This is a genomic window from Azospirillum palustre (assembly GCF_002573965.1).
Taxonomy (GTDB): domain Bacteria; phylum Pseudomonadota; class Alphaproteobacteria; order Azospirillales; family Azospirillaceae; genus Azospirillum; species Azospirillum palustre.
The window spans coordinates 902,740-917,082 of the sequence record NZ_PDKW01000043.1; the positions used below are offsets into that span (position 1 = coordinate 902,740).

Sequence of the window (14,343 nt, forward strand, 5' to 3'; positions counted from 1 at the left end):
GCACCCACCCGGCCGGCTCGCCTTTGAGTGCGAAGGCTTGTCCGGTTCGGGCGATTAGCTCAGCGGTAGAGCGTCTCGTTTACACCGAGAATGTCGGGGGTTCGATCCCCTCATCGCCCACCAATTTTTTCAATGACTTAGCTGCCGTGTCAGAGCCCCCTCGGAGGGGCTTTTGCCGTTTCCGGGCGGCAACCGGGTACCAGACTCCCGTGGTGGAGAGCGCCCAACATGACGCTCCTCCGGCCGGTCACTGCTCGCCGCAGGGGTTCGGCTGATCCTTCATACCGACATAGCCTTGCTTGGCGTCGTAAAGGAACTGGGACTGCCGCAGGAAATGGCGGCCGGTGTTGATGAAGGGCGCCTTCTTGGGGGCGGGTGGGGACGGCTCGGTGCTGGAGGGAATCATCTGCGCCGGTTCGTTCGGCGCGCCGGCGCCGATGATGAAGGCGTCGATGGCGACCGGATCGGCGGCATTCGGAATGTTGACGGCCACGGAGGTTCCGGGGGCCAGCACCTTCACCGTTTTCGTCGGCTCGCTCAGATCGGCCTGATCCACTGTCTGGAATTGGATCGTCGGCGGCAGCGTCACGTAGCTCTGCGGAATGCCGGTGTCCACCAGGATGCCGGCGGATGTGCAGATCGGGCCGTTGGCGTCGCGGTTCACCTCAGGATTCACGGTGATACAGCCTTGCGGCATCATCCAGTCGCCGGGATATTGCGCATAAGGGGCCAGCTTGGCGAAGCGGAAGCCCGACGTGGTGTCGGCGGTCAGACCGACCTGAATGCCTTGCCGCCCGATGATGTAGCCGGCGTTCAGCGTACCGTCGGCGATGGGCTGCCCATTCACGCTGCGCAGGTTCAGCAGGACATTCTTGTCCGGCGTACCCTGCGGCTGGAAATCCGCCTCCTGGCCGAAGCCAACGCCCATATACAGGACCGGCTTGGCCGGCGCAGGCAGATCGGGGCAGATCTTTTGGTCGCGCTGGTAGCTGTCGCAGGTCCCTGCTTTCTCCACGCCGAGAATGAAAACCTCTGACGTCGCGACCTTGGCGTTGGTGCGATCGTACAGGGTCACCGTCATCGGCACCCAGGTGCCAACCCACAGGACCTTGCTGCTCGACAGGAACTGCGTTCCCGGCATGGCCCCGGGCGCGGTCTTCAGCGTTTCATAGTTCGGGATGTTGGTGGCCGACATGGCGACGCCGACCGAACCGGTGTCCATCGTCACCGTGTGGATGGTGCTGTCGCCGGCGATGCTGAAATTGAGCTTCGGTGGATCGGTGAAGGACACCGGCTGGAAATTCGCAAAGGGAATGCATTGTGTCACGTTGGCGCCGCCATAGCCCGGCAGGCTTTGGGCAAGTGCAGGGACTGCTGCAACCAGCGTCAGCGCGGCGGCTATGACAGGGCGCGAAGCCCGATTGGAAATCCTCATGGAAGCACCCATCAATGATTGATCAGTCCATGAGGATCGCCGGCAAAAAGGCGCAATGACAGCAGCAAAAATCGCCAAAAGCGCGCAAATTGAAGTGAATTGACAACCCCTTGCGCGGCCATTGAAGCGCAGTCAGCGGGCGTGCTGATCCAGGAAGCTGCGGCATTGGTCGAAATCACGCAGGCACGGGTCAGGCAGGGCGATGCCCTTGCGTTCGGCCAGACTGCGGGCGAAGGCCACCATGCGCTCGGTCGGCTCGCGCCGACGCCGTGCGTCGGAGAGGGGCGCCTCGGCAACCGGGACACTGTCTGCAACCGCGGCAACCGGCGGCGTACCGCCATCGGCCTTCGCCTTGCGGGTACGCCGCGGCTTCGACGTTACAGTCTCCCCGTCGGTGGATGGCGTGGCTTTTCGCGCTCGCCGGCGCACAGGCTTCGCTGCGTCACCGGGGGCCGCCGGAGCGCTGCGGGTTGTCTTGCTCCTTGCCGTCGTCGTGCCTCGCCGGGTGAAGCGAACCTTGGCAGCGGGCAGGCCGAGGTCAAGCGCAGTGCCGCGCTGTCCGACCAGCGCGCCGATCAGCCGGTCGGCCTCGCCGGCGATGGCATCGATCACGCGGCGGAAATCGGCGCGGCCGGTCACCACCTCGTCCAGCTTCATTTCCCACAGTGCGGTGGTGCCGGGATCGACCAGGGTCGGGGCGGCGGCGCGCAGGGTCTCGAACAGATGCAGGCCGGCCGGGGTCGGCACCAGCCATTTGCCGTCCGCCCCCAGCAGGTTCTGCTTGCGCAGACCCTTGATCACCTCGGCGCGGGTGGCCGGGGTGCCGATGCCCTTGGCCTCCTTCAGCCGGTCGCGCAGGGCCGGGTCCTCGACGAACCTCCAGGCGTTCTGCATGGCATCGACCAGCGTGCCTTCGTTGTAGCGTGGCGGCGCCTGGGTGCGCTTGGCCTCCACCTTGGGATCGCTCAAGGTCGCCGGTTCGCCGTCGGTCAGCGGTGGCAGGGTCTGCTCGGCCTCCTCCTCCGGCTTGCCATCGGAGTCAGCCGAGCCGAAGGCGGCCTTCCAGCCCAGCTTCAACGGGATGCGGCCGACGGCCCGGAAGGCGACCGGCTTGGTTCCTCCAGGCGTCGGCACCGGGACCGGCATGGTGACGCCGGTCTGGCGATACTCGTAATCCGGCATCACCGCCGCAAGATACGACCGGCAGATCAGGGCAAACAGCCGCTTCTCGTCATCGGTCAGCCGGAAGAGCCGCGATTCCAGATCGTCCAGCACATTGACGTTGGGGATCACCGCATGGTGCGACACGCCTTCCAGCGCCTTGTCGCAGAAATGGCCGGACTTGCCCTTGCGGATCACCGGGCGCCGAACATCCATGTGGGTGTCCAGATGCGCGAAGCCGCGCAGCCGCGTCAGTGCCCCGACGATGGTCGGCGCATCGGCGATCTGATTCTCCGACAGGTATCGCGCCTCGGCGCGCGGATAGGTGATGAGCTTCTTGCCTTCGCCGTCATACAGCTCCTGCGCCACCGCCAGCGTGCGGTCGGCGGTCCAGCCCCAGCGCTGGCCGCAGGTCTTTTGCAGCGAGGGCAGGTCATACAGCTTGGGCGGCGCCTGCCGCTTCTCCTCGACCGTCACGGTCAGCGGGCCGCGGTGATTGTCGGCGGCACGGGCGATGGCCTCGGCGGCGGCGCGGTCCTTGATGCGGTCCTTCGGCGCCGGGGCGTGGCGCATCTGGAAGCTTCCCTCCGCCACGGTGGCGGTGGCCACCACCTCGAAATAATCCTCCGGCTTGAAGTTGCGGATCTCCAGCTCGCGCAGGCAGACGATGGCCAGAGTCGGGGTCTTCACCCGGCCGATGCCGATGACGCCGCGGGTGCCGGGGGCCAGAAGGGTCTTGGTCGCCGTGCGGGTCAGCGACAGGTTGTAGATCTGGTCGGCCTGCTGGCGCGCCACCGCGGCCTCGTAGAGCGGCCGCATGCTGTCGTTTGGCTTCAGCGTGGCGAAGGCGTCGCGCAGGGTCTTGGGGTCCTGGGCTGTGAAAAGCGCGCGCCGCACCTTGCCGCGATAGCCGACATGATCCAGGATTTCCTGGCCGATCAGTTGGCCCTCGCGGTCGCAGTCGGTGGCGAGGATCACCTCGTCGCAGCCGCGCAGCGCGGCGGTGATCGCCTGCAGCTTCGCCGCCTTGTTGCCGCCCTGATCGGGCCGGGTCGGATAAAGTCCGTCCGGTTTCAGCAGGGTCGGCGACCAGCGCTTCCAGGCGGGATCGACCTCGTCGGGCTCGGCAAGTCGCAGCAGATGGCCCTCGGCCGGCAGGATGCGGCCGTAGCGGTCGCCCAGGGCCGCGCGCAGGTCCTTCGCCTGGCTGGATTTCTCGGTGATGATCAGCGTCGCCATGCGCCGGAGGATACGGGATTGAAGGAAACGGAGCAAGAACATGCACGCGGCCGGCATGGCTTTCGGCGCGGCGCCGTTGCCGCAGCCTTGACCGGCCTGACGATGCTGGCCGGCGTGCCCGCGGCCCATGCCGAGCGGCCGCTGCTGCCCGGCGTCGGTCCGGGCGACCGGCGGGCGCCGGTCGATGCCGCCGCCGATCCCTGGCGCAGCGTGGTGCGGGTGCAGACCAATCTGGCCGGACGCTGCACCGGGGCGCTGGTCGGCCGGCGCACGGTGGTGACCGCCGGCCATTGCCTGTTCAATCCGCGCACCCGGCGCTTCCTCCAGGCATCGTCGCTGCATGTCCTGTTCGGCTATGACCGCGGCGACTTCACCCGCCATGTCACGGTGGCGCGGGTGGAGACCGACCCCGCTTACGACCCCGCGGCGGCGACGCCCATGCTCGGCGGCGACTGGGCGGTTCTGACCCTGGCGGAGCCGGCACCGGATCAGGTGCCGCCGCTCCCCGTCAGCGTGGCGCCGCTGCGGCCCGGCACGCCGCTGATGCTCGGCGGCTACAGCCAGGACCGGGCGCAGATCCTGATGGCCGACAGGGCCTGCCATCTGCTGGCGGAAAGCGGCGGTCTTCTTGTGCACGACTGCGACGCCACGCGCGGGACCAGCGGCGGGCCGCTGCTGGTGCGGACGGCGGACGGCGGCGGGGCTAATGGCAGGGCGAGCGGAGGGGGGTGGGCGGTCGCCGGAGTCGGCGTCGCCGCCGGAAACGCACCGGTCGTTCGCAATTTTGCGGTCCCGTCCGCGCATTTCGCCGCACTTTTGGCGAAGGATTCCGCCGCGGGTCAGCCCTGAGCGGCGGATGCGCATTTTTTTCTTCGCGTGCGGCCCCGAATGGCATAGACGTACCCGCATCTATTTCAGCCCTTGGAACCCGGAGTCTTTCCGTCATGTCGATCCAGCGCTTCCACATCGGACCGCGCATGAGCCAGATGGTCGTCCACAAGGACACGGTCTATCTCGCCGGTCAGGTCGCCGACGAGCCGACGCCCGACGTCGAGCGCCAGACCATCCAGATCCTGGCCCAGATCGACGCCCTGCTGGCGGAAGCGGGCAGCGACAAGAGCAAGCTGCTGTCGGCCACCATCTATCTGGCCGACATCGCCAGCTTCGGCGCGATGAACAAGGCCTGGGACGCCTGGGTCGATCCGGCCAATCCGCCGGCCCGCGCCACGGTGGAAGCCAAGCTGGCCGCACCCCAGTATCTCGTTGAAATTCAGGTCACCGCTGCTAAATAAGGCGGCGGAAACGGGGCGACCCGGCAGCCTCGGTTGGGGTATGCCGGCGTGGCCCGAACGCTGTGAGGGCCGCGCGCTTCAATATTCCGACAAATTGCTTGTCGGTTTACGGAATGTTAATGACGCCTTAACAGATCGCCCGTAAAACCCCGACCAACCTCTGCCGCCGAAGCGGACGACCCCTGACGGTCGCGCTTCGGTTGTCGCGTTACTGCAATGGAACCGCAACATGCCGCGCCAAACGCCACTGTCTGACATTCGGAACATCGGCATCATCGCCCACGTCGACGCGGGCAAGACGACGACCACCGAGCGCATTCTGTACTACACCGGTCGCAAGCACACGATCATCGACGTCCACGAGACGAAGGATCTGAAGACGTCGACGACGACCGACTACATGGAGCAGGAGCAGAAGCGCGGCATCACCATCCAGTCGGCCGCCGTTTCGACCTTCTGGCGCGAGAAGAAGATCAACGTCATCGACACCCCGGGCCACGTCGACTTCACCATCGAGGTGAACCGTTCGCTGCGTGTGCTCGATGGCGCCGTCGTGGTGTTCGACGGTGTCGCCGGCGTGGAGCCGCAGTCGGAGACCAACTGGCGTCTGGCCGACAACTACAACGTGCCGCGCATCTGCTACGTCAACAAGATGGATCGTTCGGGCGCGAACTTCCAGCGTTGCGTCAGCATGATCAAGGCCCGCCTGAACGCGCGTCCGGTCTGCATCCAGGTCCCGCTCGGCTCGGAAGACAATTTCCGCGGCATGGTCGATCTGGTCGAGATGAAGGCCTATGTCTGGTTCTCGGACGACAAGGACGCCAAGTGGGAGATCTGGGAGATCACCGACGATCTCGCCCAGAAGCTCAACCTGACCGTCAAGGAAGACCTGGACAACATCGCCAGCATCCCGGCCCTGCGCGCCGAACTCGTCGACACCGCGCTTGAGCAGGACGACGCGGCGATGGAAGCCTATCTGGAATCGGGTGAGGATCCGTCGCCCGACGTGCTGCGTGCCTGCCTGCGCAAGGGCACCATCACCAGCGCCTTCACGCCCGTGCTCTGCGGCTCGTCCTACAAGAACAAGGGCGTCTGCCAGGTTCTGGATGCGGTCGTCGACCTGCTGCCGGCCCCGACCGACGTCGAGGCGATCAAGACGGTGGACGAGGACGGCAACCCGAACGGCGAGCGTCTCAGCTCCGACGACGCGCCCTTCTCGGCGCTGGCCTTCAAGGTGCTGAACGACACCTACGGCTCGATGACCTTCGTCCGCGTCTATTCGGGCGTGCTGACCAAGGGCATGTCGATCCTGAACTCGACCCGTGGCAAGCGCGAGAAGATCGGCCGCATGGTCGAGATGTACGCGAAGGACGCCAACCCGATCGAGGAAGCCCGCGCCGGCGACATCATCGCGCTCGTCTCCCTGCAGGAGACCGAGACCGGTGACACGCTGTGCGACGCCTCCGCGCCGGTGATCCTGGAGCGCATGCGCTTCCCCGACCCCGTCATCAGCGTCTCGGTCGAGCCGAAGACCAAGGGCGAGCAGGAGAAGTTCTCGATCGCGCTCGGCAAGATGGTCCGCGCCGATCCGTCGCTCCGCCTGGAGACCGACCGTGAAACCGGCCAGACCATCCTGCGCGGCATGGGCGAGCTGCACCTCGAAGTGACGCTTGACCGCATGCGCACGGAGTTCGGCGTGGAAGGCAACATGGGCAAGCCCCAGGTCGCCTACCGCGAGACGATCACCAAGCCGGTCGAATACACCTACACCCACAAGAAGCAGACCGGTGGTTCGGGCCAGTTCGCCGAGGTGAAGATCGTCTTCGCGCCGCGCGAGCGGGGCGAGGGCTTCGAGTTCCTCGACGAGACGGTCGGCGGCACGGTTCCGCGCGAATATGTTCCGTCGGTCAAGAAGGGCCTGGAGATGCAGAAGGAAGACGGCGTCCTCGCCGGCTACCCGACTGTGGACTTCAGCGCCCGCCTGGTGGACGGCAAGTACCACGACGTCGACTCGAACGCCCTGACGTTCGAAATCGCCGCCAAGGCCTGCTTCCGCGAGGCTCTGCCGAAGGCCGGTCCGATCCTGCTCGAGCCGGTGATGAAGGTCGAGATCGTCACCCCCGACGATTATCTGGGCGACGTCATTGGCGACGTGAACCGTCGTCGCGGCACCGTCCTGGGCCAGCTGGAGCGTGGTTCGAACATCGCCGTCGAGGCCAATGTCCCGCTGAACGAAATGTTCGGCTACATCGGCCAGCTGCGCGGCATGACCTCGGGTCGTGCGTCCTACACGATGGAGTTCAGCCACTACGAGCCGGTGCCGCGCAACGTCACCGACGAAATCGTGGCCGGCCGCAACAAGGCCGCCTGATCCCCTGGCTCCGACGCTTCGGGGCTGGCAATCGGGAGACATCCGGTAAAGCAGACGGCCGGCGGAGCGATCCGCCGGCCGTTCGCTGTTTCAAGGGACGGGGGATGGAAACAGGAGCATAAGGCCGTCCGTTCCAGGCCGACCCGTCCTCTGCACCGATGGCATAAGGGACATAGGTCGGCGGCCTAAGGCGCCGGGGCAGCGGCCAATGACCAATTCATTATCGTTTTGCAACCAAAAAATAGTTGGCAGTTCGTCGAATCCGTGCCCAAATTTGGAGCATGACGATTCGACGCTTCTTTTCCTTGACTGTGCTTTTGACGCTGACCCTCGGAGTGCCGGCCGGGGCAGGGCAGGGGAACATGCGTCTGGACAGTCTTTTCCAGGCTTTGAACACCACCACCGACGCGACCTATGCCGAATCGGTGGAGGAGCACATCTGGGACTTCTGGCTCGATCATCCCGACCCGGTGATGGTGCGCGACATGCGCGCCGGGGTGAACAGCCTGAACGGCGAAGACTACGATTCGGCCCTGCACGCCTTCGACGCCGTGGTCGCCCGTGACCCGTCCTATGCGGAAGGGTGGAACAAGCGCGCCGCCACCCATTACATGCTGGGCGACTACCGCGGCGCCGTGTTGGACCTGCATCACGCGCTGTCGCTGGAGCCTCGCCACTTCGGGGCGCTGGTGGAGTTGGGGTTGGTGTATCTGGCTTTGGGCGACGAGAAGCCTGCTTTGCGCGCCTTCGATGCGGCGCTGAAGATCAATCCGCATCTGACGCGGGTTCGGGCGCAGGCCGACGCGATCCGCAATCGCCGGGCGGGAACCGATCTGTAACGGTCATGCCGGGTCTTTCGTTCGCTGTCCTGGCCTTGTCGCAACCTGTCCCGATCGTCGTTCGGGTTCCGGCGCCCGCCGATTATCGGCGGCCGGGGTGCTGCCGGTAATCGGCCTTGACAAGTTCCAGGGTTTTCCTATAGTCGCACCCTCTCGCCGCCCTGCGTGGGTGGCGGGTAACATTGTGCGTTCCCGGTCCCGGTCTTGTGTCGGGCGGGATTTGCTCGGTGTGTAGGCGGCCCGACGGGCTGCCGTTGAGATATCGAGACTGAGGAGAGTAACGTGGCGCGTATCGCTGGCGTCAACATCCCCGCGCAGAAGCGCGTGGAGATCGGGTTGACCTACATCCATGGCATCGGCCCCTTCAAGGCCAAGGAAATCTGCGCGAAGCTGGAGATCCCGGCCGAGCGTCGCGTGAACGAGCTGACGGACGACGAAGTCCTGAAGATCCGCGAGACCATCGACGCCGACTACCGCGTCGAGGGCGATCTTCGTCGTGAAGTCGCCATGAACATCAAGCGTCTGATGGACCTGGGCTGCTACCGTGGCCTGCGTCACCGCAAGGGCCTGCCGGTCCGCGGCCAGCGCACCCACACGAACGCCCGCACCCGCAAGGGTCCGGCCAAGCCGATCGCCGGCAAGAAGAAGTAAGAGGACGAACGCAAAATGGCCAAGCCCTCCGCCGCTTCTCAGCGCCTGCGTCGTCGCGAGCGCAAGAACATCACCGCCGGCGTCGCTCACGTGAACGCCTCGTTCAACAACACGATGATCACCATCACCGACGCGCAGGGCAACACCATTGCCTGGTCGTCGTCGGGCACCATGGGCTTCAAGGGTTCGCGCAAGTCGACGCCCTACGCCGCCCAGGTCGCTGCCGAGGACGCTGGCCGCAAGGCTCAGGAACACGGCATGAAGACCCTGGAAGTCGAAGTGAAGGGTCCGGGTTCGGGGCGTGAGTCCGCTCTGCGCGCCCTGCAGTCGATCGGCTTCCAGATCACGTCGATCCGCGACGTCACGCCGATCCCGCACAACGGCGTTCGCCCGCCGAAGAAGCGTCGCGTCTGATTTAGCTTTGTTTCCGCACCCGCGGGGACCAGCCATTCCGGGACAGGGGGCCGCAGCCATCGCGGCCCCCTCAGCATGGGAATGGCTCGGGCCCCGCGGGTTCGTGTTCACCCGATGGCATCTTGAGGTCGATCCGTGCTTCAGAAGAACTGGCAGGAACTGATTAAGCCGAGCAAGCTGGACATCCAGCCCGGTGACGACGCCGACCGCTTCGCGACCGTGGTCGCCGAGCCGCTGGAACGCGGCTTCGGTCTGACGCTGGGCAACGCGCTCCGCCGCATCCTGCTCTCCTCGCTGCAGGGTGCCGCCGTCACGTCGATCCACATCGACGGCGTGCTGCACGAGTTCTCGTCCATCCCCGGCGTCCGCGAGGACGTGACCGACATCGTCCTGAACATCAAGACGATGGGTCTGCGTATGGGCGGCGACGGCCCGAAGCGCATGCGCCTGCGCGCCGAAGGCCCGGGCGAGGTCAAGGCCGGCATGATCGAGACCGGTCCCGACATCCAGGTCATGGATCCGGAACTGATCATCTGCACGCTGGACAACGGCGCGCGGCTCAACATGGAACTGACGGTCGAGACCGGCAAGGGCTACGTCCCGGCCAGCCAGAACCGTCCGGAAGACGCGCCCATCGGCCTGATTCCGATCGACGCCCTGTTCTCCCCGGTCCGCAAGGTGTCCTACAAGGTCGACAATGCCCGCGTCGGGCAGGTCACCGACTATGACCGCTTGTCGATGACGGTGGAGACCAACGGTTCGGTCAAGCCGGACGACGCGGTGGCTCTCGCCGCCCGCATCCTGCAGGACCAGCTGCAGCTGTTCATCAACTTCGAGGAGCCGACGCACGCCGTCTCCGAGGAGAAGCACGAGGAGGTTCCGTTCAACAAGAACCTGCTCCGCAAGGTGGACGAGCTGGAACTGTCGGTCCGTTCGGCCAACTGCCTCAAGAACGACAACATCGTTTACATCGGCGATCTGGTGCAGAAGACGGAGGCGGAAATGCTCCGCACCCCGAACTTCGGCCGCAAGTCGCTGAACGAGATCAAGGAAGTGCTGTCCCAGATGGGCCTGCACCTCGGTATGGAAATCCCGAACTGGCCGCCGGAGAACATCGAAGAGCTGGCCAAGCGTCTGGAAGAGCCGTACTAAGCATCTCAGCATTTTGCCGCGCCTCGCCCGCCTTCGGGTGGGAGGGGCGCATTCCCCAGGGCCGCCACGGCCCGACCCGGCTGCCGTACCAGCATTACGACTGGGCGGCGGGGTTCACGATCGGCTCCCCGAGGGGGGCCATGCCATGAAGGAGGACCGCCATGCGTCACGGCGTTTCGGGACGTAAGTTCAGCAAGACCAGCAGCCACCGCAAGGCCATGTTCTCGAACATGGCGAACGCGGTGATCAAGCACGAGCAGATCACCACCACCCTGCCGAAGGCGAAGGACCTGCGTCCGATCGTCGACAAGCTGATCACGCTCGGCAAGAAGGGTGGCCTGGCCAACCGTCGTCTGGCTTTCGCCCAGCTGCGCGACAACGAGACGGTGACCAAGCTGTTCACCGTCCTGGCCGACCGCTACAAGGACCGTCAGGGTGGCTACAGCCGCGTCCTGAAGGCCGGCTTCCGCTACGGCGACGCTGCCGACATGGCGGTGTTCGAGCTGGTCGAGCGTGACGTTGCGGCCAAGGGTCAGAACTCCGGCCCGACGCAGGACGTCGCCGAGGCCGAAGGCGAGACCGCCGAGTAACATGACCGGCAATCGCGCCGGTCTCACGCCCTGTGCGGCATCGGGTCCCAGGGGCCCGTATCGCACAGGACGGGATCGCCGATATCGGTGATATATTAGGCCCTTCCTCCGGTTCGCCGGAGGAAGGGTTTTCTCATTTGTGGCCGGTCAAATGTTGCGTTCTCTTTACACACGCCTCCAGCGCCTGTCCGCCCGCGACGATGCCGTCTGGTGGATGTCGGCGATCTCCTTCGCCGAAAGCTCCTTCTTCCCATTGCCGCCGGACGTGATGCTGGTGCCGATGTGCCTGGAGAAGCCGAAGAGGCTGTGGTTCTACACCAACATCTGCGCCTTCGCGTCGCTGCTGGGCGGAATGCTGGGCTATGCGCTCGGCTTCTATCTGTTCGAGAGTGTCGGGCGGATGATCATCGACTTCTACAATGCGCAGGAGTCGTTCCAGCATTTCCAGGAGATGTTCTCCGAGTTCGGCCCCTGGTTCCTGATCCTGAAGGGGGTGACGCCGATCCCCTACAAGCTGCTGACGATCACCGCCGGCTTCGCCCATCTCGACCTGACGGTCTTCATCCTCTGTTCCATCGTCGCACGCTTTTCCCGCTTCTACATGATCGCCATCCTGCTGCACTTCTACGGCCCGCAAGTTCAGCACATCATCGAAAAGCGCCTGATGCTGGTGGCCACCGTCCTGCTGGTCGTGGTGGTCGGCGGCCTCCTCAGCTTCAAATTCGTCTAACCAAGCCCTCCAGATCGGTCCAGGCCGATCAATCCGGCATGCCCTGGTCCTGGCGGTCGCGCCGGGACGGGGGCAGGGCGTCGCGGTCGGCGCGGTCGCGGCGCACGATCAGCACGATGGCGACGGCCACGAACAGCCCGCCCAGCAGCGGCACGATCATCTCGCCCATGCCGATGTTGGGCAGTGCCAGCACGCGCGAGGCCAGCATGACGAGGCCGAGGACGAGCAGCGCAAGCAGCAGCCGCAAGGACCGGTGGCGCGCCGGGTTGCGTGTCGGTCTGCCGTCCGATTCCGGTGTCATTTCAGTCATTCCCTTCTTGCTACGGTTATCGGCATAGTGGGGACCGAATGGGGGATGGTCCAGAGGGGTGTGGCATTCCGTCATGCCAAAGGCCATTCCCACAACAAGAACAATAGGAGCCGTCGTGGCTATGTTCCGTCCGGTTCGTCTCGTTGCCCCGCTCGTGGCCGTGGCCCTGCTCGGTCTGTCGGCCTGCGCCGATCCGGCCTCGCGCCCTGCCGCCGGCCCGGCGCCCACCGTTACCGTGGTTCCGGGACCGTCCACCCCGCGTGGCGGCGCCGACGACCAGTCGCTGCGGATCGATGGGGGCACCGGTGCCGGCGCGTCCTGCCAGGCCCAGTGCGAGCGCAGCCACAATTCCTGCATGGACTCGGTGGCGGCCCGCAACCAGGGCGGCATCGACCGCACCGACTCGACCCCCTTCAGCCCGACCGACAATTGCAGCTATCAGCTGAGGCAGTGCTACCAGCGCTGCACCTCGGTGCGCTGAGGCGGCGATCATGGCGAAACGCGGCGAGTCGGGCGGGGATGCCGGGCTGTTCTCTGCGGCGGCTCCCCGTCCGCTCGCCGACCGGCTGCGCCCGCGCACGCTGGACGAGGTCGTCGGGCAGGACCATCTGCTGAAACCCGACGGCCCGCTGGGCCGCATGGTCTTGGCGCGGCGGCTGGCCTCCATGATCCTGTGGGGGCCGCCCGGCTGCGGCAAGACCACCATCGCCCGCCTGCTGGCCCACAGCACCGACCTGCATTTCGAGCCGTTGTCGGCGGTGTTCTCCGGTGTCGCCGACCTGCGCAAGGTCTTCGACGCCGCGCGTGCCCGCCGGGTGGCGGGGCAGGGGACGCTGCTGTTCATCGACGAGATCCACCGCTTCAACCGGTCCCAGCAGGATGGCTTCCTGCCCTTCGTCGAGGACGGCACCGTCACGCTGGTCGGCGCCACCACCGAGAATCCGTCCTTCGAACTGAACGCCGCCTTGCTGTCGCGGGCGCAGGTGTTCGTGCTCAACCGGCTGGACGACACGGCACTGGAAAAGCTGCTGTCGCGGGCCGAGGCGGAGATGGGGCGGCCACTGCCGCTGGACGCCGATGCGCGTGCCGCGGTGAAGGCGATGGCCGATGGCGACGGCCGTTTCTGCCTGAACCTGTGCGAGGAGCTGTTCGCGCTGCCGGGTGAGACAATACTCGACACCAACACGCTCGCCGCCACCATCCAGCGCCGCGCCCCGCTCTATGACAAGTCGCAGGAAGGGCACTACAACCTCATCAGCGCGCTGCACAAGTCGCTGCGCGGGTCGGACACCGACGCTGCCCTCTATTGGTACAGCCGCATGCTCGACGGCGGCGAGGACCCACGCTACATCGCCCGGCGTCTGACCCGCTTCGCGGTGGAGGATATCGGGCTGGCCGACCCCAACGCCCTGACCCAGGCGGTGGCCGCGTGGGAGGCCTATGAACGGCTTGGCAGCCCTGAGGGCGAACTGGCCCTGGCGCAGCTGGTCATCTATCTGGGGACGGCGCCGAAATCGAACGCCGGCTATACCGCCTACAAGGCGTCGGTGCGGGCGGCGAAAGAGACGGGCTCGCTGATGCCGCCCAAGCATATCCTGAACGCGCCGACCAAGCTGATGAAGACCATCGGCTACGGCAAGGGATACGAGTACGACCACGACACGGCGGACGGCTTCTCCGGCCAGAATTATTTCCCCGACGGGATGGCGCGGCGCGAGTTCTACCAACCGGTCGAGCGCGGTTTTGAACGCGATCTGCGCAAGCGGCTGGATTATTGGGCCAAGCTGCGCGAGCGGCGGGGAGAGGAATAGGGAACGCACTTTCGCCCCGTCCTACGCCGACGCGCGGGACAGGGCGAATGATGTGCCCGAAATCAAATGGCTTTTACGCCGCCATCCCATCGGCCGGAGCCGAGGCGATCAGGCGGTAATGGCTGGTATCGGCGAGGACCGAACAGCTCAGGGTCTTCGAGACGCCCTCGTCCTCGGTGCTGACGACGCGGGCGTGGGGGATGCCCAGCAGGTTGACCGTTGCCGTCACCCGCCAACCGCGGCCGCCGGCGCTGCCGACCGGTTGGAAAACCTGCCCGATTTGGACATGCTTCTTGCTCATGACGGAAAACCCTCGGACGGCCGGTCACCCATGGGGGAGCCGGCCTG

Annotated in this window: 15 protein-coding genes and 1 tRNA gene; 12 read left to right on the forward strand and 4 right to left on the reverse strand. The window is 65.8% G+C overall.

Features of this window, described 5'->3' with window-relative positions; translation table 11 throughout:
* Window positions 1–48 precede the first annotated feature (48 nt).
* Window positions 49–123, forward strand: a tRNA-Val gene (locus CRT60_RS26645).
* Window positions 124–247: 124 nt separating this feature from the next.
* On the opposite strand, the gene CRT60_RS26650 is transcribed toward CRT60_RS26645, so the two are convergent.
* Together CRT60_RS26650 and CRT60_RS26655 are read right to left on the reverse strand one after the other, a co-directional pair.
* Entirely contained in the window at window positions 248–1,513 is a 1,266-nt protein-coding gene (locus CRT60_RS26650) for a hypothetical protein (protein ID WP_143273392.1), read from the reverse strand.
* 54 nt (window positions 1,514–1,567) lie between these two features.
* Window positions 1,568–3,835 carry a DNA topoisomerase gene (locus tag CRT60_RS26655; RefSeq protein ID WP_098739531.1) on the reverse strand — a complete coding sequence of 756 codons (2,268 nt, stop codon included), beginning with the start codon at window positions 3,833–3,835 and terminating at the stop codon, window positions 1,568–1,570.
* An 87-nt stretch (window positions 3,836–3,922) separates the two neighbouring features.
* Between CRT60_RS26655 and CRT60_RS26660 the strand changes: the two genes are divergently transcribed.
* The 9 genes from CRT60_RS26660 to CRT60_RS26700 all read left to right on the forward strand — a co-directional run bounded on the left by CRT60_RS26660 (window position 3,923) and on the right by CRT60_RS26700 (window position 11,874).
* A complete protein-coding gene (locus CRT60_RS26660; protein ID WP_244592770.1) occupies window positions 3,923–4,684 on the forward strand; it encodes a trypsin-like serine peptidase in 762 nt (253 codons plus the stop codon).
* 95 nt (window positions 4,685–4,779) lie between these two features.
* Complete coding sequence (locus CRT60_RS26665) at window positions 4,780–5,127, forward strand: RidA family protein (protein WP_098739533.1); 348 nt, start codon at window positions 4,780–4,782, stop codon at window positions 5,125–5,127.
* A 229-nt stretch (window positions 5,128–5,356) separates the two neighbouring features.
* On the forward strand, window positions 5,357–7,498 hold the full coding sequence (fusA, locus tag CRT60_RS26670; RefSeq protein WP_098739534.1) for an elongation factor G: 2,142 nt from the start codon (window positions 5,357–5,359) through the stop codon (window positions 7,496–7,498).
* A 362-nt stretch (window positions 7,499–7,860) separates the two neighbouring features.
* Complete coding sequence (locus tag CRT60_RS26675) at window positions 7,861–8,337, forward strand: tetratricopeptide repeat protein (protein WP_244592771.1); 477 nt, start codon at window positions 7,861–7,863, stop codon at window positions 8,335–8,337.
* A 282-nt stretch (window positions 8,338–8,619) separates the two neighbouring features.
* Entirely contained in the window at window positions 8,620–8,988 is a 369-nt protein-coding gene (rpsM, locus tag CRT60_RS26680) for a 30S ribosomal protein S13 (RefSeq protein WP_012974491.1), read from the forward strand.
* Window positions 8,989–9,003: 15 nt separating this feature from the next.
* The gene (gene rpsK, locus CRT60_RS26685; protein WP_012974490.1) at window positions 9,004–9,402 is read left to right on the forward strand and encodes a 30S ribosomal protein S11; all 399 of its coding nucleotides are present in this window, start codon (window positions 9,004–9,006) and stop codon (window positions 9,400–9,402) included.
* A gap of 135 nt (window positions 9,403–9,537) precedes the next feature.
* Window positions 9,538–10,554, forward strand: a complete 1,017-nt coding sequence (locus CRT60_RS26690) for a DNA-directed RNA polymerase subunit alpha (RefSeq protein WP_098739536.1) — start codon at window positions 9,538–9,540, stop codon at window positions 10,552–10,554.
* Window positions 10,555–10,715: 161 nt separating this feature from the next.
* Window positions 10,716–11,144: a 50S ribosomal protein L17 gene (rplQ, locus tag CRT60_RS26695; RefSeq protein WP_098739537.1), complete on the forward strand. Its 429-nt coding sequence runs from the start codon at window positions 10,716–10,718 to the stop codon at window positions 11,142–11,144.
* A gap of 151 nt (window positions 11,145–11,295) precedes the next feature.
* A complete protein-coding gene (locus CRT60_RS26700; protein WP_098739538.1) occupies window positions 11,296–11,874 on the forward strand; it encodes a YqaA family protein in 579 nt (192 codons plus the stop codon).
* Between the two features lie 28 nt (window positions 11,875–11,902).
* Here CRT60_RS26700 and CRT60_RS26705 read toward each other — a convergent pair whose 3' ends face one another.
* A complete protein-coding gene (locus CRT60_RS26705) occupies window positions 11,903–12,175 on the reverse strand; it encodes a hypothetical protein (RefSeq protein ID WP_098739539.1) in 273 nt (90 codons plus the stop codon).
* Between the two features lie 124 nt (window positions 12,176–12,299).
* Here CRT60_RS26705 and CRT60_RS26710 point away from each other — a divergent pair, with 124 nt between their 5' ends.
* Window positions 12,300–12,665: a hypothetical protein gene (locus CRT60_RS26710; protein WP_143273394.1), complete on the forward strand. Its 366-nt coding sequence runs from the start codon at window positions 12,300–12,302 to the stop codon at window positions 12,663–12,665.
* A gap of 10 nt (window positions 12,666–12,675) precedes the next feature.
* The gene (locus CRT60_RS26715; RefSeq protein ID WP_098739541.1) at window positions 12,676–13,995 is read left to right on the forward strand and encodes a replication-associated recombination protein A; all 1,320 of its coding nucleotides are present in this window, start codon (window positions 12,676–12,678) and stop codon (window positions 13,993–13,995) included.
* 73 nt (window positions 13,996–14,068) lie between these two features.
* Here the strand turns inward: CRT60_RS26715 and CRT60_RS26720 are convergent, their stop codons facing one another.
* Complete coding sequence (locus CRT60_RS26720) at window positions 14,069–14,296, reverse strand: hypothetical protein (RefSeq protein ID WP_098739542.1); 228 nt, start codon at window positions 14,294–14,296, stop codon at window positions 14,069–14,071.
* Window positions 14,297–14,343 lie beyond the last annotated feature (47 nt).